Raw genomic sequence first — 19652 nt, 5'->3', positions numbered from 1 at the left:
CGCTCCGGTGCATCACCCGGTGGCGATGAGGTCCTCGATGGCGGACAGGAGCGTGCGGACCGGGACGCCGGTGCCGCCCTTGGGGGTGTATCCCCACGGCGCGCCGGTGTTGTAGCTCGGGCCGGCGATGTCGATGTGCGCCCACGGCAGGCCGGCCGGCACGAACTCGGCGAGGAAGTGCGCCCCGACGAGCATGCCGCCCATCCGGTCGGCGTTGGCGTTGACGAAGTCGGCGATGGGGGAGTCGATCCCCTTGCGCAGCTCCGCCGGCATCGGCATCGGCCACATCGACTCACCGCTGCGGTCGGCGGCGGCCACGACGGCGTCGCGCAGGTCGTCGCTGCCCATGACCCCGGCGGTGCGCGAGCCCAGGGCCACCAGCTGCGCGCCGGTGAGGGTGGAGGTCTCCAGCAGGGCGTCGGGAGAGTCCTCGGCAGCCCGCGCGAGGGCGTCGGCCAGGATGACGCGGCCCTCGGCGTCGGTGTTGGTGATCTCGGCCTTCTTGCCGTTGCGGAAGGTCACCACGTCGGCGGGGCGGTAGGCGGTGCCGCTGGGCAGGTTCTCCGCGATCGGCACGGTGGCGGTGACCTCGACCGGCAGGCCGAGCTCCGCGACGAGGCACACGGTGGCGATGACGGCCGCCGCCCCGGCCATGTCGCTGGTCATGTGGTGCATGTTCTGCGCCGGCTTGATCGACAGGCCGCCGCTGTCGAAGGTGATCCCCTTGCCGACCAGCGCGACTTTCTTCCGGGCCTTCCGGCCGCTGTAGGTCAGCCGCAGCAGGCGGGGCCCGCGGGCCGAGCCCCCGCCCACGGCGAGGATCCCGCCGTAGCCGCCGGCCGCCAGGTCGTCCTCGTCGAGCACCTCGACCTTCAGTCCGGCCTTCTTGCCCGCGGCCGCGCCGCGGGCGGCGAGCTCGGCGGGGTGGAGGTCGTTGGGCGGGGTGTTGACCAGGTCGCGCACGAGCGTCACGGCGTCGGCGACGGCGCGGGCCCGGCCCAGTGGCGCCTTGGCGTCGCCGCCGTCGGGGACGACGACGGTGAACTCCCGCGGCGGGGCGGGACGGCCGTCGAGGTCGGACTTGTAGGCGGTGAACTCGTACGTGCCGAGCAGGCTGCCCTCGCCGACGGCGTGCAGGCGCTGCTCGTCCGGCGTCCCGCCGACCGCGGCCAGCAGGGTGACGACCGACGCGCGACCCGACAGTGCCCGGCTGGCGGCGCCGGCGGCGCGCCGGACGGCCTCGGCGGCGTACCCGCCGCCCGGCTGCGGCGCGCCGAGGCCGACGGCCACGACGACGGGGAACGCGCTCTGACCCAGGGTGGCGACCCGGGTGACCTCGTCCTCCGCCCCGCGGGCGCCGAGGTCGGCGAGCGCGGTCAGCAGCCGGCCCCCCAGGAGCCGGTCGACCGCTTCGGCGCCGGGAGTGGGCAGCAGGCCGTCGAGCCCCTTGCCGATCCCGACGACGACGGCGTCGGCGGAGAGCTTCTCGAGCGGGCGGTCGGTGGCGTTGATCGTCGGCGGCACCGCTCGATCCTAGAAGGACCACCCTTCCCCCACGCCTCGCAGGCTCGGCGCGGGACCCTGAAGGGTAGCCGTTCCAGTACGTCACCAGGCTCGCGGCAGGACCCTGCAGGGCGGCCGCTGCGCGCCGATACCGTGCCGTTCGTGACCGCGCGGACCTCGCCCCTGCACGACCGGCACGTCGCGGCCGGTGCCAAGCTGGCCGACTTCGGCGGCTGGTCGATGCCCATCGAGTACGCCGGCGGCGGGGTGCTGGCCGAGCACGAGGCGGTCCGCTCCGGGGTGGGCCTGTTCGACGTCTCCCACCTGGGCACGGCGACGGTCCGCGGGCCGGGGGCGGCGGAGTTCGTCGACGCCTGCCTGACCAACGACCTCTCACGCATCGGCCCGGGGCAGGCCCAGTACACGATGTGCTGCCTGCCCGACGGCGACCCGCGGGCGGGGGGCGTGGTCGACGACCTGATCGTCTACCTGCACGGCCCCGACGACGTGCTGCTCGTTCCCAATGCCGCCAACGCCGCCGAGGTGGTGGCCCGGCTGACCGACGCCGCCCCGGCGGGGGTCACCGTGACAGACCGGCACGCTGACGTCGCGGTCCTGGCCGTGCAGGGACCGCGGTCGCCGCAGCTGCTGGCATTCCTGGGGTTGCCCGGTGAGCTGCCCTACATGTCGTTCGTGACCGGGACCGGTGGCGGCTCCACCGAGGTCACCGTCTGCCGCACCGGCTACACCGGCGAGCACGGGTACGAGCTGCTGGTGTCTGCCGAGCGGGCCGGCGAGCTGTGGGACGTGCTCGTGGACACCGGCCGTGACGAGGGGCTGCGGCTGTGCGGCCTGGGCGCCCGGGACACGCTGCGGACGGAGATGGGCTACCCGCTGCACGGACACGAGCTGTCGGCCGAGATCACGCCCGTCCAGGCCCGCGCCGGCTGGGCGGTGGGCTGGCGCAAGCCGGCGTTCTGGGCACGCGAGGCGCTGCTCGCCGAGAAGGAGGCCGGGCCGGTGCGGCTGCTCTGGGGCCTGCGGGCGACCGGGCGGGGGATCCCGCGGCCGGGCATGGCGGTGCTGGACGCCGACGGTGCCCGTGTCGGCGAGGTCACCAGCGGGACGTTCTCGCCGTCCCTGCGCACCGGCATCGCGCTGGCCCTCCTCGACACGGCGTCCGGCGTGGGCGAGGGCGGCGAGCTGGCCGTCGACGTGCGGGGGCGGCCGCAGACGGTGCAGGTCGTGCGGCCGCCCTTCGTGCCCTCGCACGTGCGCTGAGAAAGGGCCTCGTCCTCCGCACCCCGTCGCAGGCTCGGGGCGGGACCCGGGACGAGGCCACCCCTGCCGCTCGTCCTAGGACTCTGTTCCCGAGCCCTTGGGAAGCCCAGGGCACGCCAGGAGATCCGGGGACCCCGCAGGGGGCCGCCGTCCTCCCCATCCCTGGCAAGCTCGGAAAGGCCGAGAAGGGACCGCCATCAGGCGTTCTTGCGAGTCGGGTCCCTGTCCTCCTTGGACGGTTCCGGCTTGTCCGGGAGCGAGTCGGCGACCACCGCGTCCCGCTTCCCCATGGGCTGGGCCGGGCCCTGCGTCGTGTCCTGCGCCGTCTGGTGCTCGGCCTCGGAGTTGATCTCGGCACCCAGCAGCACCAGGTAGCAGGTGAGGTAGAGCCAGAGCATCAGGACGATGACCCCGGCGATCGTGCCGTAGGTCTCGTTGTAGCTACCGAATCGGTCGACGTAGAAGCTGAACGCCACGCTGACCAGGGCCCAGACGATGGTGACGACGACGGCGCCGAGGTTGACCCAGCGCAGCTTCGGGTTGTCCCTGTCCGGGGCGATGCGGTAGACGACGGCCAGGGACCCGGCGAACACGGCCAGCAGAAGCACCCATCTCGCGACCTGGGTCAGGATCGTGGCGAACGGGCCGAGCGGCAGGGCGTTGAGCACGGCCGGGACGACGGCCACCAGGCTGAAGGTGATCAGCACGAAGACGACCGCGCCCAGCGTGAGCGCCAGTGACGTGGCCCGCAGCTTCACGAAGTTGCGGGTCTCCACCTCGTCGTAGGCGATGTTCACCGCGGTGACCAGGTTGTTCACCCCGCCGGAGGCCGTCCACAGCGCGCCGAGGACGGAGACCACCAGGCCGACGGTCAGCGCACCGCCGCTGCCGGTGGCGATGTCGCGCAGTTGGTCCTCGATGAGCAGGGCCGCGCTCTCGGGGAGTTGTGCGGAGAGGTCCTCGATCTGCTGGGTCACGGTCTCCGGTGAGGCCACCAGCCCGTAGATCGAGATCATCGCGATCAGCGCGGGGAAGATGGACAGGAAGCCCCAGAACGCCACACCGCCGGCGACGATGGGCATGTTGTCGGCCTTGTTCTCCGCCCACGCCCGCTTGACGACCTGCTTCCACCCGCGCCAGGGAATGTCGGTGGGCCGCTCCGCGGTGATGCCGGGCAGCTGGTGCTCGCCCGGCGCCCCGGGCGGCAGCCGGTCGGCATGCGGATGGGGCCCGCGTGCCTCGGCCGCCCTGGCGGCCGCCCGGCGGGCCGCCTTCTCCTCGACCCGCTCCCGGATCCGATCGACCGCGCTGTCGCGGTGCCGGGTGCCGGCCACGTCAGTCGCCCGGCCAGGTGCCGGTCAGCTTGGTGAAGCCGCGGGCCCCGGCCCGGTCGATGGCCGCCTTGGTGGCGGCGAAGATCGCACCCTGGAGCGCGGCGGCCAGCACGACCTCACGCATCCGGTACTCGCTCTGCAGCGCGTCGGGAGCGTCGTCCTCCTTGGCCACGCGCCTCCAGACCTGCTTGAAGACCGCGCCGGACACGACACCGGCCAGGATTCCGCTGAGCAGCCCGATCGGCCGGTAGACGAGTTTGGCCCCCGTGCTGCTCACGTCGCCCTCCCCACGGCCCGGCGGACCCGCTTCGTCTTCTTCGCCGCTGTCTTGCGGGCGGCCTTGGCGGCCGTGGCCCGGCGGACTCGCTTCGCCCTGTCCGCCGCGGCCTTGCGCGCGGCCTTGGCGGCCGCGGCACGGCGCACCTGCTTCGCCTTGTTCGCCGCTGCCCTTCGGGCAGCCTGCTCGGCCGCTGCCCGACGGGCCTGCTCGGCGTTCTTCGCCGCTGCCTTCCGGACGGCCTTCTCGGCGGCGGCCCGGCGGGCGGCGAGCCGCCTGGCCTCCTGCTTGGCCTCTTTCTTCGCGACCCGGCGGTTCCTGGTGAGCCGGCGCCACACCAGGAGGCCGACGAGGGCGGCCAGGCTCGCGCCGGCGCCGATGACGGCCGGCGGGTTCTCCCGATAGGTCTCGACCGCGGTGTCCCGGGCCCGGTAGGCGTTCTCGCGGGCCCGGGCCGGGACGTCGAGGCGCTGCGAGAGCTCGTCGACGGTGCGGCCGAGCTCGGCGCGGGTGGCCTCGATGTCGGCCTTGATGGCGTCGGGGTCGCTGGGGGTGGTGCCGCCGTCCGACGTCCGGGCGGCCCCGTCGGGGCCGGGGTTGGCTGGGGTACTCACCGGCGTGCACTCTCCTTCACCGTCGCGATGTCGGTCTTGGTGCTGGCGATGGCCTGGGTCGGCACGGGGGGCGTGCCCTTCTGGACGTCCTTCTTGCCGACCAGTGCGAGGACGCCGGCGATGGCGAAGAGCACGGCGGCGACGATGAGCGCGGCCAGCCAGTCGGCCAGGGCCAGGGCCAGGGCGAGGACGGCGGCGGCGATGAGCACGGCCAGGCCGAAGAACGCGAACAGGCCGGCGCCGCCGAACAGGCCGGCGCCGACGCCGAGCCGCTTGGCCTTCTGGGTCACCTCGGCCTGCGCGAGCCGGGCCTCGTCGCGGACCAGTCGGCTGATCTGCTCGGTCAGCTGGCCGATCAGCTGCCCGGTCGAGGCGTCCTCGGGGGCGGGGGGAGGCAGGGGCGCGCGGCTGGCGCCCGTGGTGGGGTCGGTCATCGGTCCTCCGGTCCGGGAAGGCGTGTCGATGACCTCACATGCCCCCGAGGATCGCCGGGATAACCAGACGCGCGGTCACACTCCGGGCACGGCGCCGTCCGCGGGCGGGTCACTAACCTGCGGCCATGAGCTGGTACTGGCGGCTGGAGGACCCCTCGGGGGCGGAGCTCGACCCGGCCACGGTCGGGGTCGAGGTCCCGCAGGCGGAGAACCAGGGCGACGCGGAGTCCTGGCTGGGGGAGAACTGGCGGGACCTGCTCGAGCGCGGGGTCGCCACGGTGACGCTGTTCGACGGCGAGCAGGAGGTCTACGGGCCGATGGGCCTGGCCGCCACGTAGGCATGGACAGGTCGAGGTCCTCGGCAACGGGCCGCAGCGGCTGCACCCGGGTGAGCACGTCGTCGCGCAGGAACCCTCCGCATCGACCCGGACGAGGTCGGGAAACGGTCATCGTCTCCTCGAGCGGGCACCGTGGGGTCGTAGCGGTGCGCCCGGTGGAGGTCGAGTCCGCAGCCGCCACGGCCAGGCGTGACAGCTCTCGACGACGTGCGTGCGGGACAGCCCGCGGCCGTTGTGGCCGGGACCGGTCGGCCAGTAGGTCCTGGTGAAGACCTCCATCTCCTCGCGGCACCGGCCGGCCAGGGCCTGACCGAGCACCGCCTCGGCCCGGGTTCCCGGCGTAGCCGTCGGCGGCGTCGGAGGTGGCGATGCCGGCGTCGGGACGGCGCGGACGCAGGCGTGCGCGCCGTCCCCGACCCGGCCGCCGTGGATCAGCAGTCGCCGTAGGCGACCGCGGAGATGGAGAGACCGGAACCGCCCGGTCGTCGGGAATCCACGGGTCCCGACGACCGGGCCGGCCGCTCAGCCCCCGGCGCTCAGACCTGGGCGCCCGGGGCCACCTCGGGCTTGGGGAAGCGCCAGCGGCGGACCATGGTGGCCCGGGTGACGCCGTACCACACCAGGCTCTTCATCTTGTGGTCCTGGTCGGGGAACCGCTCGAGCACCTTCTTCTTGATCCGCCGACCGAGGACGACGGAGTCCGCGATGATCACGAGGAAGAAGACGAACCAGATGAAGACCGTGTAGCTCTGCACCGCGGGGCTGGGCACGAAGTAGCCGGCGAGCACCAGCCCGGCAACGACCAGGAAGAAGCTCCCGGCGTTGCGGCGGGCGTCGACGACGTCACGCACGAGCCGGCGCACCGGGCCGCGGTCGCGGATCGGCAGGTAGCTGTCGTCCCCCCGTGCGGCGGCGGCGCGGGCGGTGCCCCGGGTGGCCGCCCGTTGCTGCCGCATCCGCTTGTAGGCCTCCTTGCGGGTGGCCGGCGGCGGCGGGGGAGGGCCGGGGCGGCGGCCCTGGGCCTCGCTGCGCCTGGGCGTGGGCCGGCCCTTGCCGGCCGTCTTCACCAGCTGTTGGGTGGCCAGGTCGGCGGCGGGGTCGGGGGCGGCCTCGGTGCGGTCGCGACGCCCGGGCAGGCGGAGCTTCACGGCCGCGAGTCTACGTGCGACCTCGGCCGATCCCGGCCTGCGCGGCACCGGACGCCGTACAGTGGGAAGAGGCTCCGCTCCGGCGGCGTTGGTCTGCTGCAGGACGTGCCGCAGCAGGCACCCTCGAACGTGGGAGGACTTCCAACATGACGGTGCAGGACACCACGGCCACCGGCGTCATCCTCAGCGACCCCGCTGCCGCCAAGGTCAAGACGCTGCTGGACCAGGAGGGTCGCGACGACCTCCGCCTGCGCATCGCCGTCCAGCCCGGCGGCTGCTCGGGCCTGCGCTACCAGCTCTTCTTCGACGAGCGGTTCCTCGACGGCGACCAGACCTTCGAGTTCGGTGGTGTCGAGGTCATCGTCGACCGGATGAGCGGCCCGTACCTCGGCGGCGCGGTCATCGACTTCGTCGACACGATCGAAAAGCAGGGCTTCACGATCGACAACCCGAACGCCACCGGCTCCTGCGCCTGCGGTGACTCCTTCAGCTGAGCGGTGACACTGTGACATCGTCGGCCTCCCGGCCGACAGCGCGGCCAGGTGCCGTGCCCCGGCCACGCTGAGTGTGTCCGCGGCACCGCGTCGGGAGCCCTCCGGGCCCCGCAACGCGGCACCGCCGGTCGCATGGCGGCTCACCTCAGATGCGTCGAAGGCCCGGTCTTTCCTGCGGGAGGAACCGGGCCTTCGACGCCAGCGCTACAACCTCACGGGGTAGATGGTCTCGGGGACGTCGGGCTTGATCCGCTGCTCGACGAAGATGCCGTGCCAGACCATGAACACCAGCAGCGTCCACAGCTTCCGGGAGAGGTCGACCGGGCTGCCCGCGGCCATGTTGGCCCGGTGCGCCTCCAGCATGTCCAGCACCTGCGCACGGTCGAGCCACTCGTCGGTCTGGCTCTCCGCGATGACGGTGCGGGCCCAGTCGTACAGGTCGTCGGCCAGCCAGTGCCGGGTCGGCACGGGGAAGCCGAGCTTGCGGCGGTCGAGCACGTGCGCCGGGACGATCTGCTCCAGCGCGCGGCGCAGCGCGTACTTCGTCGTCTCCCGGGTCACCCGCTGGTCCACCGGCAGCGTGCCGGCCACCGCGAAGACCTCGGGGTCGAGGAAGGGCACCCGCAGCTCCAGCGAGTTGGCCATCGTCATCTTGTCGGCCTTGACCAGGATGTCCCCGCGCAACCAGGTGAACAGGTCGACGTACTGCATGGCGGTCACGTCGTCGTAGCCGGCTGCACGGGTGCGCTCGTAGAGCTCGCGGGTGACGGCGACGTGCGAGAGGTCGGGGTCGCGGCGCTCGAGGAAGCCCAGCTCGTCGTCCCGGAAGATCCGCGCGTTGCCGTAGTACCGCTGCCTCAGGGGGATGGAGCCGCGGCGCAGCAGGTCCTTGCCGCGCATGCCGTCGGGCAGCTTCACCGACAGCGAGCCGAGCGCGCGACGGATGCCGCCGGGCAGCCGGTCGAAGGCGGCCAGGGAGAGCGGCTCGCGGTAGATGTTGTAGCCGCCGAAGAGCTCGTCGGCGCCCTCACCGGAGAGCACCACCTTCACGTGCTTGCGGGCCTCGCGGGCCACGAAGTACAGCGGCACGAGCGCCGGATCGGCGACCGGGTCGTCGAGGTACCAGACCACCAGCGGGATCGACTCGGCGAACTCCTCCGGCGTGACCACCTTGGTCACGTGCTCCACGCCGATCGCCGCGGCCGACTCGGCGGCGACGTCGATCTCCGAGAAGCCCTGGCGCTCGAAGCCGACCGTGAAGGTCATCAGGTCGGGGTTGTACCGCTTGGCCAGCGCCGCGATCGCCGTGGAGTCGATGCCCCCGGAGAGGAACGACCCGACGGTGACGTCGGCACGCATGTGCACCCGCACCGAGTCGTCGAGGACCTCGGCGATCCGGTCGTAGAGGCCCTGCTGCTCGTCCTTCGCGACCGGCCGGACGGGGAAGGCCGGGTGGAAGTAGCGGCTGGTGTGCAACTCGCCGTCCACGACGGTGAAGCTGGTGCCGCTCTCGATCCGCCGGATGCCGCGGTGCAGCGTCGCGGGCTCCGGCACGTACTGCAGCGTCAGGTAGTGCTGCAGCGAGGCGGAGTCCACGCCGCCGGCGGCCTCGCTGCCGCCGAGCATCTCCAGCAGCGCCTTCTTTTCGGAGCTGAAGAGGAGCGCCCCGTCGGCGAGCCGCGCGGTGAACAGCGGCTTGATGCCGAAGGGATCGCGCGCGCCGAACGCCGTTCCCGTCCGGGTGTCCCAGATGACGAAGGCGAACATGCCGCGCAGCCGCCGGACGACGTCCTGGCCCCAGTGGTGGTAGCCGGCGACGATGGCCTCGGTGTCGCCCTCGGTGGCGAACTGCGCGCCCTCGGCCGCGAGCTCCTCGCGCAGCTCCACGTAGTTGTAGATCTCGCCGTTGAAGACGATCCGGTAGCGGCCGTCCGCGTAGGGCATCGGCTGGTGGCTGTGCTCGATGTCGATGAACGCCAGCCGGTTGAAGCCGAAGACGACCCGCGCGTCGTGCCAGACCTGGGTCTCGTCGGGGCCGCGATGGCGCAGGCAGGGCAGCGCCTCGCGGACCTCACCGACGATCGGGTCGGTGACGCGCTCGGCGTCGGTGGACAGGTAGGCCAGCAGGCCGCACATGAGGCGCAGGTCTCCCGGGTTCGGATCGAGTCCGGCGCGGACGCCGGGACGGGGTCAGACGCGTTCGCCGGCGCGGGTCCTGCGGGTGGCGATCCGCTCGGCGACGAACGACAGGATGGGGACGGTGCCGGCCACGAGCACGAGGACGGTGCCCTTCGACGTCCAGCGCGCCCGCAGGGCGAGGTCGCAGGCGGTCAGGAAGAAGGCGAAGTAGAGCCAGCCGTGCAGGGTGCCGATGACGGCGACCGGTCCGTCGATCCCGGCGAGGTACTTGAGCGGCACGGCGACCAGGATCAGCGCGATGAGCAGGACGCCGACGATCCAGGCCATCACCCGGTAGCGGGTCAGCGCGGCGGGGACGTCGCGTCCCACCCGGCGGGCCAGCGCGCGGGGCAGCCGCGATGCGGTCGCCGGCTCAGCCATGGTCGGCCCGCCGGCGCAGCGCCCGCTCGTTGAGCTCGGCGAGGTGGGCGTTGTAGGCGGCCAGTTCGGGGTCGCCGGAGGTGTCGATGCGCGGCCGCTGGTAGAGGACCAGGGCGGACCCCGGCTCCTCCTCGTCGGGGTCGCGGTTGACCTCCTCGCGGCACATGCGCACGTAGAACCACAGGCCCATGAACCCGTACAGCGGCCACTGGAGCGCGTAGCTCCAGTTCACCGCGCCACCCCCGGCCTCGGCCTTGGACAGCTGCCAGTAGCCCAGGAAGAACGTGCCGACGAAGAGCGCGGCCACCACCAGGTGCAGGAGCACCCATGTGGGCGTCAGCAGCCGGGAGAACACGGCCCCGACTGTAACCGGCGGTGCCCCCGCAGAGTGCCCAGCGGTGAGGGGGCTCACCGTGCCCCACCGCTCCCGGCTGCCGTCCGGAGCGGGCGGGCGGCGCACCGTCCGGCCGCCCGGCGGCACGACCCGCCGGTGCCGCATCTCCGGTGGTCGGCCGCCGAGCGGGGTCGGCTAGTCTCGCCGCAGACTGTGGTCGGCACAGGCGCCGTCCGCCGGGCACCGGCTGAGGGCCCGCCGGGAAGACCGTCCGGTGCACCGGACGAGGACGAGGAGGCAGCGAGCAGTGGCTCGAGGCAGCAGGCTCGCGCGGGTCACCGCGCTCGGTCTCCTGGGAGGACTCACCCTCACCGGATGTGACGTCACCGGCAGCGACTTCTGGGTCCGCAACTTCCTCTTCTTCGGGTGGCCGGAGGGGGTCACTGAAGAGGCTGACGCGATGCGCAGCCTGTGGTTCTGGTCGGCACACGCTGCCAACGTGGTGGGCACGATCACGTGGGGGCTGATCTTCTTCGCGATCCTGCGCTACAAGAAGCGCGGCAACCAGCTGCCCAAGCAGACGGCCTACAACCTCCCGCTGGAGATCGTCTACACGATCATCCCGTTCCTCATCATCGCCGGGCTGTTCTTCTTCACCGTCGTGACGCAGAACGAGGTCCAGGAGCGCAGCGAGGACCCGGAAGTCACCGTCGCGGTCAACGCGTTCAAGTGGAACTGGCAGTTCGTCTACCCGGACACCGCCGGGGCCGACGGCGAGCCGGTCGAGACGGTCGGCACGAGCGACGAGATCCCGATCCTCGTCCTGCCGACCGGTCAGAACGTCCGGTTCGAGCTCGCCTCCGCCGACGTGATCCACTCGTTCTGGGTGCCGGACTTCCTGTTCAAGCTCGACGTCATCCCCGGGCAGGAGAATGGCGTGGACAACGTCTTCGAGGTCGTCGTCCAGGAGGAGGGTGCCTTCGTCGGTCGCTGCGCCGAGCTCTGCGGCACCTATCACGCCTACATGAACTTCGAGGTGCGAGCGGTGTCGCCGGCCGAGTACGAGGCCTACCTGGAGGCCCGGGAATCCGGACTGAGCACCTTCGAGGCGCTGGAAAGCATCGGCGAGCCGGGAGTGGCGCAGAGCACCTCGCCGTTCGACCTGGTCGAGGACGCGCAGCAGGCGGACGGCTGACGTGTCCTCCACCCGCGCACCGCACACCACGCAGTCGGAGGGACGGCCGTGAAGGTCGAAGCGCTCATCTTCAACGCCATCGGCGTCTTCTGCATCGTCATGGCCGTCGTGTACGGGGTCTGGTCCCGTGAGCCGATCGGGACCACCGCGCTGGTCCTCTCCGGCGGGCTGACATTCCTCGTCGGTGGATTTTTCTGGTTCGTCTCGCGACGCATCGACGCTCGCCCGGAGGACCGCAAGGACGCCGACATCGCCGACGGAGCCGGCGAGCTCGGCTTCTTCAGCCCGGGCAGCTACTGGCCGTTCGGTATCGCCCTCTCGGCAGGTCTGATGGGCCTGGCGTTGGCCTTCTTCTACCCCTGGCTCATGCTGCTCGCCGGTGCGGCCCTGCTGGTCACCATCGGTGGCCTGCTCTTCGAGTACTACGTGGGGCAGAACGCGCACGGCTGAGCCGTACCGCCACTGTCGAGGGTCCCTTCCCGCGCGCGGGGAGGGGCCCTCGGCATTCGTGGAACGACCGCCTGCGGGCCGTTCACCGCCGGCCTGTCCACCCGGATCGTGGTCCGGCCCAAGTGCTCCGTGCCTCGTGCAGCCGGCGGTCAGCCACTCCGCCCGCCGCCGCGGGTGCATGGTGCGGGGCCGGCGTGTGGCCGGCCCTCGCGCGGGGCACGGCGGGGACAGGACCGTTCGTCCGCCGGCTCGATGTCCGGCGTCCGGCCGGGCGACCGGTCGGGCGGTCCCCCGGGGAGCTCGGTCCGTGGGTGCGAGCAACGCGTCCAGGTCGGAGGGGCGCCGCTGTCGCCGTCCCCGGTGCCCGGCCGCCGTCCCGGAGCCTGAGGAGGACGGCGGTGACGAGAGGACGGCGCACGACGAGCCGGCCCGGCGCCCGTCAGGTGCCCATCGGGCCGGCGCGGGTCACCGGCGGGCTGCCGGGACGGAACGGGGTGCCGCGCCACGGCCGAGGGCCGCGACCGCCGACGGCAGGTCGACGCGGGGCGGGCGACGGCGACGCCGTGTCGGTGCAGGGATGGAGACGCAGAAGGGCCCCGACGGGGTTGTCCGTCGGGGCCCTTCCGGCCAGGCACAGGCTCAGTCGCGCGGCTCCTGCGGCCGGCCGCCGTCCGAGGGGCGACCGGACGTGGTGAGCTCCCGGCTGGCCTCCGCAGCGGCTGCGCCGTGCTCCTCGCGGCGCTGTTCGATCTCGGCCTGTGCCGGCTCTTCGATCGGGCTGAAGAACCCGCGGATCGCCCGGCGGGCGCCGCCGACCTGGTTCATCCGCTTGGGCACCGGAGCACCGCCGTAGGCCAGCTGGCCGTGGCCGTGCTCGTCGACCGGGCCGAGGGGCTGGTGCACCTCGATGAACTCGCCGTGCGGCAACCGACGGATGACGCCGGTCTCGAGACCGTGCTCGAGCACCTCGCGGTCGTGCTTCTGCAGCCCGAGGCAGATCCGGTAGGTGAGCACGTAGGCGATCGGCGGGAGGATGATCAGCCCGATGCGGCCGGCCCAGGTCATCGCGTTGAGGCTGATGTCGAACTTCTCCGCAATCACGTCGTTGGCCCCGGAGAACATCAGGACGACGTAGAAGGCGATCGCCATGACGCCCAACGAGGTCCGCACCGGCACGTCGCGGGGACGCTGCAGCAGGTGGTGCGAGGCGGTGTCCCGGGTGAGCTTCCGCTCGATGGCGGGATAGGCGAAGAGGATCGTGAAGATGATCCCCGGCAGCACCACGGTCGGCCAGAACAGCGCCGGGATCGTGTAGTCACCCGGCAGGTTGATGTCCCAGGCCGGGAACAGTCGCGTCGACCCGTCGAGCCACATGACGTACCAGTCGGGCTGGGACGCGGCCGAGACCTGGGCCGGGTTGTACGGGCCCCACAGCCACACCGGGTTGATCTGCACCAGGCCACCGAGCGCGGCGCAGGCGCCGAACACGATGAAGAACAGGCCACCCGCCTTGCCGGCGAAGGTGGGGAAGAGCCGGTTGCCGACCACGTTGTGCTCGGTCCGCCCCGGGCCGGGGAACTGGGTGTGCTTCTGCTTGACCAGGATGAGCAGGTGGACGGCGATGAGGCCGAGCATGATCGCCGGGATCAGCAGCACGTGGGCGATGTAGAGGCGTCCGATGATGAATTCGCCGACGTAGTCGCCGTTGAACACCGCCCAGTGCGCCCACGTCCCGATCACCGGGATGGACAGGATGATCGCCGACATGATGCGCAGGCCGGTGCCGGACAGCAGGTCGTCGGGCAGCGAGTAGCCGGCGAAGCCCTCGGCGATGGCCAGGATCAGCAGCGCTGCGCCGATCAGCCAGTTGGTCTCCCGCGGCCGCCGGAAAGCGCCGGTGAAGAAGATGCGCAGCAGGTGGACGACGATCGAGGCGACGAACAGCAGGGCCGCCCAGTGGTGCAGCTGCCGCATGAACAGGCCGCCGCGGACGTCGAACGACAGGTACAGGGTGGAGTCGTAGGCCGCCGACATCTCCACGCCGCGCAGCGGCGCGTAGATGCCCTCGTAGGTGACATGGCGCAGGGAGGCGTCGTAGAAGAACGTCAGGTAGGTGCCCGACAGCAGCAGGATGACGAAGGAGTAGAGCGCGATCTCACCGAGCAGGAACGACCAGTGGTCGGGGAAGACCTTGTTCAGCGTCCGGCGCAGGGGGCCGGACACGATCAGACGGTCGTCGAATTCCTGTGCGGTCTTGCCCAGCCGTGTGGTCGGGACACCCGGCGCCGTGGCGGTGCGAGCCATCAGATGCGCTCCCGGTTCCAGTAGGTGGGGCCAACGGCCTCAATGTAGTCACTACGCGCCACGAAGTAGCCCTCGTCGTCGACCGTGATCGGCAGCTGGGGCAGCGGGCGGGTGGCCGGGCCGAAGATGGGCTTGGCTCCCTGCGTCACGTCGAACTGCGACTGGTGGCACGGGCACAGGAGGCGGCTGGTCTCCTGCTCGTACAGCGAGACCGGGCAGCCGGCGTGCGTGCAGATCTTGGAGTAGGCCACGTAGTCGCCGTAGCCGAAGTTCTCCTGGCCCTCGAGCGGTCGGTTCTCCTCCACCTGCTCGGGCCGCAGCCGGATGAGCATCGTCGCGGCGTCGGCGTTCTCGACGGTGTTGCCGCCGGGCACCGCGGGGAAGACCGTCTCCAGCGAGCCGGGCTGCTGGTCGCCGGGCCGGATGGGGCTGCCGTCGTTCCGCAGCAGGCGCACGCCTTCGGCCCAGGGGGTGGTGCCCAGCGGGTCGCCGGTGTTGGGGTTGCGGATCAGGCCGCCGAGCGGCATGAGGAGCATCAGGCCCAGGCCGCCGCCCATGAAGACCAGCGAGCGGGTGATCAGCTTGCGCCGGGCCAGGCCGCTGCTGTGCAGGCCGCCGACGAGGGTGGCGCCGGTGGTGACCTGGTCGAAGTGCGAGGCGTGGTGCACGTCCTGTACCGCGGTCTCGTGCGGCAGGAGCTTCTTGGTGTAGAGCACCAGGCCGACGCCGACCAGGGTCAGCGACAGGCCCATGAGCGCACCGAGCACCGGTGTGAAGATCGCGCTCCAGCCGCTCTCGGTGATCTCCCACTGCCAGTCGGGGAGGAACCAGCCGGAACCCACGTAGACGACGACGAAGGCGAGCGCGGCCAGCCCGGCGAGGGCGAAGGTCAGCCCGACCTGGCGGACGGCGCGCTTCTCGACAGGGGAGCCCGGCTCGGGACCGGGGTCGACGTGCAGAACCTCGACGTTGTCGTACTGGGCGCCCAGGCGGTCGAGCTCCTCACGGGGCATCGCCGCTAGCTGCTCGGGGGTGTAGTCCGCGTCCGGCCCGCCGTGGGCTGCCGGGCCGGTGGAACCGCCGGCCGTGCCGGGGTGGGTCTCGCGCGTGGTCACGCTGCCTCCTCGCCGACGAGCGTCGTCGGCGTCCTCGGTGCTGCGGTGTGGATGCGGGTGCTCACGCCTTGCTCCCCATCCAGAAGATGCCGAACAGCAGCGCGGCGATACCGACCAGCCAGACCACGATCCCCTCGGCGACCGGGCCGATCCGTCCGATGCCGAAGCCGCCCGGGTCGGCCTGGGCGTCGATCGTCTGGACGTAGTTGATGATGGAGCGCTTCTCCTCGGGGGTCAGCTGGTTGTCCCCGAAGACCGGCATGTTGGCCGGGCCACTCAGCATTGCGGTGTAGATCTCCAGGTCGTTGGCGCCCTCGATGCTGGGCGCGGCCTTGCCCGAGGAGAGAGCGCCGCCCTGCCCGACGAAGTTGTGGCACTGCGCGCAGTTGAGCCGGAACAGCTCCCCGCCCTCGGCCAGGTCCCCGTCGCGCAGGTCACCGGAGGGCAGGGTGGGGCCGCCGCCGTTGGCCTGGACGTAGGCCATGAGCTGGTCGATCTCCTCGTCGGAGAACACGGCCGGCTTGTCCGGGGCGTCGGCCTCCTGGCGGGCCAGCGGCATGCGCCCGGTGTGCACCTGGAAGTAGACGGCCGCCTCACCGACGCCGATCAGCGAGGGCCCGCGGGTGGGCACGCCCTCGAGGTTCTCCCCGTGGCAGGTGATGCAGCTGCGCTCGTACAGTTCGCGGCCGGCGGCCTCGGCGGCGGACTCGGTGGTCGCGCTCTCCTCGGTCGCCTGGGCCGGGGAGAGCGCCGAGTAGAGCGTCCCGGTGAGCACCAGGGCGGCCATCAGGCCGGCCACGTTGGCGACACGACGGCGCTGCTTGGAGCGGCGCCGGGCGCGGGCCGCGGCGGCGGGGGACCCGTCGGCCGGACGGCGGGACCAGCGGCGGCGGCCGCAGCGGCGGCGGCCGCGGGGCGCTCCCTCGTCGGAGGGGGCGTCGGACTGCGGATTCACAGAGGACACCGTTTTCCTAGCGGATGAAGTAGATCGTGGTGAACAGCCCGATCCACACGACGTCGACGAAGTGCCAGTAGTAGGAGACCACGATGGCCGCGGTCGCCTGCGCCGGCGTGAAGCGGCCCATGGTGGACCGGATGAGCAGGTAGACGAAGGCGACGAGGCCACCGATGACGTGGAGGCCGTGGAATCCCGTGGTGAGGTAGAAGACCGACCCGTAGGTGCTCGAGGAGATCGTGGTGCCGTCGTGCACCAGCTCGATGTACTCGTAGCCCTGACCGAGGACGAAGGCCAGGCCCATCACGAAGGTGATCGTGAACCAGCGTCGGAGGCCGTAGACGTTGCCCTGCTCGGCGGCGAAGACGCCCAGCTGGCAGGTCACCGAGGACGCGACCAGGATCAGCGTGACGACCAGCGCGTACGGGACGTTCAGGTGCGTCGGCTCCGGCGGCCACCCCTCGGTGGCCCGGGCGCGCGCCGTGAAGTACATGGCGAACAGGCCGGCGAAGAACATCAGCTCGCTGGAGAGCCAGATGATCGTGCCGACGCTCACCAGGTTCGGTCGGGTCAGGGAGTGCACCCGGGAGGTGTCGAAGGTGCCGCTCGCCACGGGAGCCGTTGTCACGAGGCCCATCATGGCATCGCTCCCGGCAAGGTCACGACCGCGGGTGGGATGGCGTCGCGGCGCCGTGACCTCCTCGAGACCGAGACCCCGGGGTGCCTGGTCAGCGCCGCCCCAGCCACTACGCTCGGCGCCGTGAGTGACGCCGCCCCGGCCACCGTCCTGGTCTACAGCTCCCGGCCCGAGGTGCGGGCCGCCGTGCGCACCGCGGTGGGCCGCCGTCCGGCGGCCGACGTGGGTCCCCTCACCTGGCTGGAGTGCACCACCGGGGAGGACGTCGTCGACACCGTGGACGGCGGCGGCGTGGACCTTTGCATCCTGGACGGCGAGGCCCAGCCGACCGGCGGCCTGGCGCTGGCCCGTCAGCTCACCGTCGAGTTGGCCGACCGTCCGGCGCTGTGCGTCCTCATCGCCCGCCAGCCCGACCGCTGGCTGGCGCACTGGTCGCAGGCCGACGCCACGCTGCCCTTCCCGGTCGACCCGCTGACCGCCCCTGCCGTCGTCGCCGACCTGCTGCGCGACCGGGTGGGGCGTCGCCCGGTCGCCCGGTGAGCGCACGCACCACCGGCGGGCCCACCTGGCCGGCGCTGCTCACCCGTCTGCTGGCGCGGGAGGACCTCTCCGCCGCAGACACCGCCTGGGCGATGCGCGAGGTCATGGCCGGTGAGGCGACCCCCGCCCAGGTCGCCGCCTTCGCCGTGGCACTGCGCGCGAAGGGGGAGTCGGCGGCCGAGGTTGCCGGCCTCACCGAGACGATGCTCGAGCGGGCCACCCCCGTGGAGCTGCCGCTGGCCTGCGTCGACATCGTCGGCACCGGCGGCGACGGCGCGCACACGGTCAACATCTCCACGATGGCCGCGGTCGTCACCGCCGCGGCGGGGGTGCCGGTCGCCAAGCACGGCAACCGGGCGGCGTCGTCGTCCTCCGGGGCCGCGGACGTGCTGGAGGCGCTCGGGGTGGTCATCGACCTGCCGGCACCGGCGGTGGCGCGCTGCGTCGCCGAGGCCGGCATCGGCTTCTTCTTCGCGCCGGTCTTCCACCCGGGCTTCCGGCACACCGCCGTCCCACGCCGGGAGATGGGCATCGGCACCGTCTTCAACTTCCTCGGCCCGCTGGCCAACCCGGCGCGCCCGGCCGCGGCGGCGATCGGCTGCGCCGACGCCCGCATGGCCCCGGTGCTGGCCGAGGTGCTGGCCCGGCGGGGGACACGGGCGCTGGTGTTCCGCGGCGACGACGGCCTCGACGAGCTCACCACCGCGACGACGTCCTCGGCCTGGGTGGTGCGCGACGGCGAGGTCGTGCCTGACCGCGTGGACCCTGCCGCCCTCGGCGTCCCGCTCTCCCCGGCCGACGCGCTGCGCGGTGGGGACCCGGCGTTCAACGCCGACGTCTTCCGCCGGGTCGTGGACGGGGAGCCGGGGCCGGTGCGGGACGCGGTGCTGCTCAACGCCGCGGCCGCGCTGGCCGCCTTCGACGAGCGGGCCGAGCGGCTGCACGACGCGCTGTCCGCCGCGATGGCGCGCGCAGCGGCGGCGGTCGACGACGGTCGTGCGGCCGCGCTGCTCGGGCACTGGGCGTCGGTGAGTCGCTCGCTGCGGAGCTGATCAAGGACCCCCTGCCACCCGCCACTCGTAAAGGACCCCGTCCTCCCCGCCCTCGCTCGGGGCGGTGCCCTGGACGGGGGCGGGACCCTGCAGCGGGGCCGTCAGTCGGCGGAGTCGAAGCCGATCGAGAACGCCGCCTCGAGGTCGTGCCGGGAGTAGGCGCGGAAGGCGATGTGGGTGTCGGTCTCCCGCACGCCGGGCACCTTGTTGATCCGCCCCGCCACGACCTCGGCGATCTGCTCGAACTCGCGGACCCGCACGACGGCGATGAGGTCGACGGCGCCGGCGACGGAGTAGACCTCGCTCACGCCGTCGAGGTCGGCGACGGCCTCGGCCACCTCCGGGATCGCGTCGGTGGCCGCGTCGATCATGACGATGGCGGTGATCACGCCGGCGATGCTAGCCGGGGTGCCGCCGACCCGGCCGGTCCGCGGGAGAGCCGCTCGGGGCGCGCGCGGGTGCCCAGGGGGCGGTCGTCGGCGAACGGGTCCCGGCCGGCGCGGCCGGCCTCCGCCCGGTCGAGGAAGTCGGTGTAGCCGCCGGTGCCGGGGACCGGGCAGGCCAGCGTCCCGTCCACCTGCACCAGCCGGGTGCCGGGCTTCTCCATCCAGCGCAGCACCAGCTCGGTCTCGTCCACCGAGGCGGCCAGCTCGCCGTCCGGGCCCAGCGGCGTCTCGGCCGTGGTGAACAGACCCTCGAGCGTGGCCCGGACCGAGCTGCCGCGGGCCGCGCACCCGGCCGCCACCAGCCGGCCGCGGCGGACGACGGACAGCTGCCAGCCGCCCGCGCCGTCCGGACGGGCGAGGACCAGCTCGGCCACCGCGGCGAGGGACTCCAGCCGCTGCCGCCGGCGCACCGCCCGCACGAGCACGGCGACGCGGTCGCGGAGGACGGCGGCGTCCTCGTAGCGCTCGTCGCCGGCCAGCCGCTCGACGCGCGCGAGCAGCGGGGCCAGCAGCGCCCGCGGGTCGGCGGCCACCGCGGCCCGGAGGCCGGCGGCGAGCAACTGCCTGCGGTTGAGCTGGGCCACGAGCGAGCGGACCTCCGGGGTGCGGGGCTGTCTCCTGGGTCCAACGCCGTCAGGCTCG

The 19652-nt window shown here is 72.7% G+C and carries 21 protein-coding genes and 1 pseudogene; 7 read left to right on the top strand and 15 right to left on the bottom strand.

Features of this window, described 5'->3' with window-relative positions:
• Window positions 1–12: 12 nt before the first annotated feature.
• A complete protein-coding gene (locus E4P41_RS12950; RefSeq protein ID WP_135141664.1) occupies window positions 13–1524 on the bottom strand; it encodes a leucyl aminopeptidase in 1512 nt (503 codons plus the stop codon).
• Window positions 1525–1665: 141 nt separating this feature from the next.
• Between E4P41_RS12950 and gcvT the strand changes: the two genes are divergently transcribed.
• The gene (gene gcvT, locus E4P41_RS12945; protein ID WP_135141663.1) at window positions 1666–2784 is read left to right on the top strand and encodes a glycine cleavage system aminomethyltransferase GcvT; all 1119 of its coding nucleotides are present in this window, start codon (window positions 1666–1668) and stop codon (window positions 2782–2784) included.
• A 197-nt stretch (window positions 2785–2981) separates the two neighbouring features.
• Here gcvT and E4P41_RS12940 read toward each other — a convergent pair whose 3' ends face one another.
• Genes E4P41_RS12940 through E4P41_RS12925 form a run of 4 tightly spaced genes read right to left on the bottom strand, consistent with a single transcriptional unit; the run spans window position 2982 to window position 5443 of the window.
• Window positions 2982–4118 (bottom strand): YihY/virulence factor BrkB family protein, encoded by a 1137-nt coding sequence (locus E4P41_RS12940; protein WP_135141662.1) that lies wholly within the window; start codon window positions 4116–4118, stop codon window positions 2982–2984.
• Between the two features lies 1 nt (window position 4119).
• Window positions 4120–4395 carry a DUF4235 domain-containing protein gene (locus tag E4P41_RS12935; RefSeq protein WP_135141661.1) on the bottom strand — a complete coding sequence of 92 codons (276 nt, stop codon included), beginning with the start codon at window positions 4393–4395 and terminating at the stop codon, window positions 4120–4122.
• Window positions 4392–5009 carry a DUF3618 domain-containing protein gene (locus E4P41_RS12930; RefSeq protein ID WP_135141660.1) on the bottom strand — a complete coding sequence of 206 codons (618 nt, stop codon included), beginning with the start codon at window positions 5007–5009 and terminating at the stop codon, window positions 4392–4394. The genes E4P41_RS12935 and E4P41_RS12930 overlap by 4 nt, the downstream gene beginning before the upstream one ends.
• Window positions 5006–5443 (bottom strand): phage holin family protein, encoded by a 438-nt coding sequence (locus E4P41_RS12925; protein ID WP_135141659.1) that lies wholly within the window; start codon window positions 5441–5443, stop codon window positions 5006–5008. Before E4P41_RS12925 ends, E4P41_RS12930 begins: the two co-directional genes overlap by 4 nt.
• A 125-nt stretch (window positions 5444–5568) precedes the next feature.
• Here E4P41_RS12925 and E4P41_RS12920 point away from each other — a divergent pair, with 125 nt between their 5' ends.
• Window positions 5569–5781: a hypothetical protein gene (locus E4P41_RS12920; protein ID WP_135141658.1), complete on the top strand. Its 213-nt coding sequence runs from the start codon at window positions 5569–5571 to the stop codon at window positions 5779–5781.
• Window positions 5782–6317: 536 nt separating this feature from the next.
• Here the strand turns inward: E4P41_RS12920 and E4P41_RS12915 are convergent.
• The gene (locus tag E4P41_RS12915; RefSeq protein WP_135141657.1) at window positions 6318–6929 is read right to left on the bottom strand and encodes a DUF3043 domain-containing protein; all 612 of its coding nucleotides are present in this window, start codon (window positions 6927–6929) and stop codon (window positions 6318–6320) included.
• A gap of 146 nt (window positions 6930–7075) precedes the next feature.
• On the opposite strand from E4P41_RS12915, the gene E4P41_RS12910 reads away from it, so the two are divergent.
• The gene (locus E4P41_RS12910) at window positions 7076–7423 is read left to right on the top strand and encodes an iron-sulfur cluster assembly accessory protein (protein ID WP_135141656.1); all 348 of its coding nucleotides are present in this window, start codon (window positions 7076–7078) and stop codon (window positions 7421–7423) included.
• Between the two features lie 204 nt (window positions 7424–7627).
• On the opposite strand, the gene asnB is transcribed toward E4P41_RS12910, so the two are convergent.
• From asnB to E4P41_RS12895, 3 genes are read right to left on the bottom strand one after another with little or no spacing between them, the layout of a single operon-like run.
• Window positions 7628–9559, bottom strand: coding sequence for an asparagine synthase (glutamine-hydrolyzing) (gene asnB, locus E4P41_RS12905; protein WP_135141655.1), 1932 nt, complete (start codon window positions 9557–9559; stop codon window positions 7628–7630).
• Between the two features lie 54 nt (window positions 9560–9613).
• Window positions 9614–9982 (bottom strand): DUF3817 domain-containing protein, encoded by a 369-nt coding sequence (locus E4P41_RS12900; protein ID WP_135141654.1) that lies wholly within the window; start codon window positions 9980–9982, stop codon window positions 9614–9616.
• Complete coding sequence (locus tag E4P41_RS12895; protein WP_135141653.1) at window positions 9975–10337, bottom strand: metalloprotease; 363 nt, start codon at window positions 10335–10337, stop codon at window positions 9975–9977. Before E4P41_RS12895 ends, E4P41_RS12900 begins: the two co-directional genes overlap by 8 nt.
• A gap of 286 nt (window positions 10338–10623) precedes the next feature.
• On the opposite strand from E4P41_RS12895, the gene coxB reads away from it, so the two are divergent.
• Window positions 10624–11511, top strand: a complete 888-nt coding sequence (gene coxB / locus E4P41_RS12890; RefSeq protein WP_135141652.1) for a cytochrome c oxidase subunit II — start codon at window positions 10624–10626, stop codon at window positions 11509–11511.
• Between the two features lie 48 nt (window positions 11512–11559).
• Window positions 11560–11961 (top strand): cytochrome c oxidase subunit 4, encoded by a 402-nt coding sequence (locus E4P41_RS12885; protein ID WP_135141651.1) that lies wholly within the window; start codon window positions 11560–11562, stop codon window positions 11959–11961.
• Window positions 11962–12600: 639 nt separating this feature from the next.
• On the opposite strand, the gene E4P41_RS12880 is transcribed toward E4P41_RS12885, so the two are convergent.
• The 4 genes from E4P41_RS12880 to E4P41_RS12865 all read right to left on the bottom strand — a co-directional run bounded on the left by E4P41_RS12880 (window position 12601) and on the right by E4P41_RS12865 (window position 16972).
• Window positions 12601–14265: a cytochrome bc complex cytochrome b subunit gene (locus E4P41_RS12880; RefSeq protein WP_135141650.1), complete on the bottom strand. Its 1665-nt coding sequence runs from the start codon at window positions 14263–14265 to the stop codon at window positions 12601–12603.
• The gene (locus E4P41_RS12875; protein WP_135141649.1) at window positions 14265–15380 is read right to left on the bottom strand and encodes a Rieske 2Fe-2S domain-containing protein; all 1116 of its coding nucleotides are present in this window, start codon (window positions 15378–15380) and stop codon (window positions 14265–14267) included. The genes E4P41_RS12880 and E4P41_RS12875 overlap by 1 nt, the downstream gene beginning before the upstream one ends.
• Before the next feature lie 61 nt (window positions 15381–15441).
• The gene (locus E4P41_RS23635) at window positions 15442–16344 is read right to left on the bottom strand and encodes a cytochrome c (protein ID WP_135141648.1); all 903 of its coding nucleotides are present in this window, start codon (window positions 16342–16344) and stop codon (window positions 15442–15444) included.
• Window positions 16345–16351: 7 nt separating this feature from the next.
• Window positions 16352–16972 carry a heme-copper oxidase subunit III gene (locus E4P41_RS12865; RefSeq protein WP_348536494.1) on the bottom strand — a complete coding sequence of 207 codons (621 nt, stop codon included), beginning with the start codon at window positions 16970–16972 and terminating at the stop codon, window positions 16352–16354.
• 123 nt (window positions 16973–17095) lie between these two features.
• On the opposite strand from E4P41_RS12865, the gene E4P41_RS12860 reads away from it, so the two are divergent.
• Window positions 17096–17512: a hypothetical protein gene (locus E4P41_RS12860; protein ID WP_135141646.1), complete on the top strand. Its 417-nt coding sequence runs from the start codon at window positions 17096–17098 to the stop codon at window positions 17510–17512.
• Complete coding sequence (gene trpD / locus E4P41_RS12855; protein ID WP_135141645.1) at window positions 17509–18564, top strand: anthranilate phosphoribosyltransferase; 1056 nt, start codon at window positions 17509–17511, stop codon at window positions 18562–18564. The genes E4P41_RS12860 and trpD overlap by 4 nt, the downstream gene beginning before the upstream one ends.
• 101 nt (window positions 18565–18665) lie before the next feature.
• On the opposite strand, the gene E4P41_RS12850 is transcribed toward trpD, so the two are convergent.
• Window positions 18666–18953: an Lrp/AsnC ligand binding domain-containing protein gene (locus E4P41_RS12850; protein WP_135141644.1), complete on the bottom strand. Its 288-nt coding sequence runs from the start codon at window positions 18951–18953 to the stop codon at window positions 18666–18668.
• Window positions 18950–19652: pseudogene (locus E4P41_RS12845) on the bottom strand (endonuclease); the annotation flags it as partial. The pseudogene E4P41_RS12845 and the gene E4P41_RS12850, both read right to left, overlap by 4 nt.

The organism is Geodermatophilus sp. DF01-2 (assembly GCF_004571065.1).
Classification (GTDB): domain Bacteria; phylum Actinomycetota; class Actinomycetes; order Mycobacteriales; family Geodermatophilaceae; genus Geodermatophilus.
This window is presented reverse-complemented; position numbering and strand designations above follow the sequence as displayed.

Coding starts and splice junctions, on each gene's coding strand:
- E4P41_RS12925 (WP_135141659.1), bottom strand. CDS start 5,443: ATGACCGACCCCACCACGGGCGCCAGCCGCGCGCCCCTGCCTCCCCCC.
- E4P41_RS12920 (WP_135141658.1), top strand. CDS start 5,569: ATGAGCTGGTACTGGCGGCTGGAGGACCCCTCGGGGGCGGAGCTCGAC.
- E4P41_RS12910 (WP_135141656.1), top strand. CDS start 7,076: ATGACGGTGCAGGACACCACGGCCACCGGCGTCATCCTCAGCGACCCC.
- asnB (WP_135141655.1), bottom strand. CDS start 9,559: ATGTGCGGCCTGCTGGCCTACCTGTCCACCGACGCCGAGCGCGTCACC.
- E4P41_RS12900 (WP_135141654.1), bottom strand. CDS start 9,982: ATGGCTGAGCCGGCGACCGCATCGCGGCTGCCCCGCGCGCTGGCCCGC.
- E4P41_RS12880 (WP_135141650.1), bottom strand. CDS start 14,265: ATGGCTCGCACCGCCACGGCGCCGGGTGTCCCGACCACACGGCTGGGC.
- E4P41_RS12865 (WP_348536494.1), bottom strand. CDS start 16,972: ATGGGCCTCGTGACAACGGCTCCCGTGGCGAGCGGCACCTTCGACACC.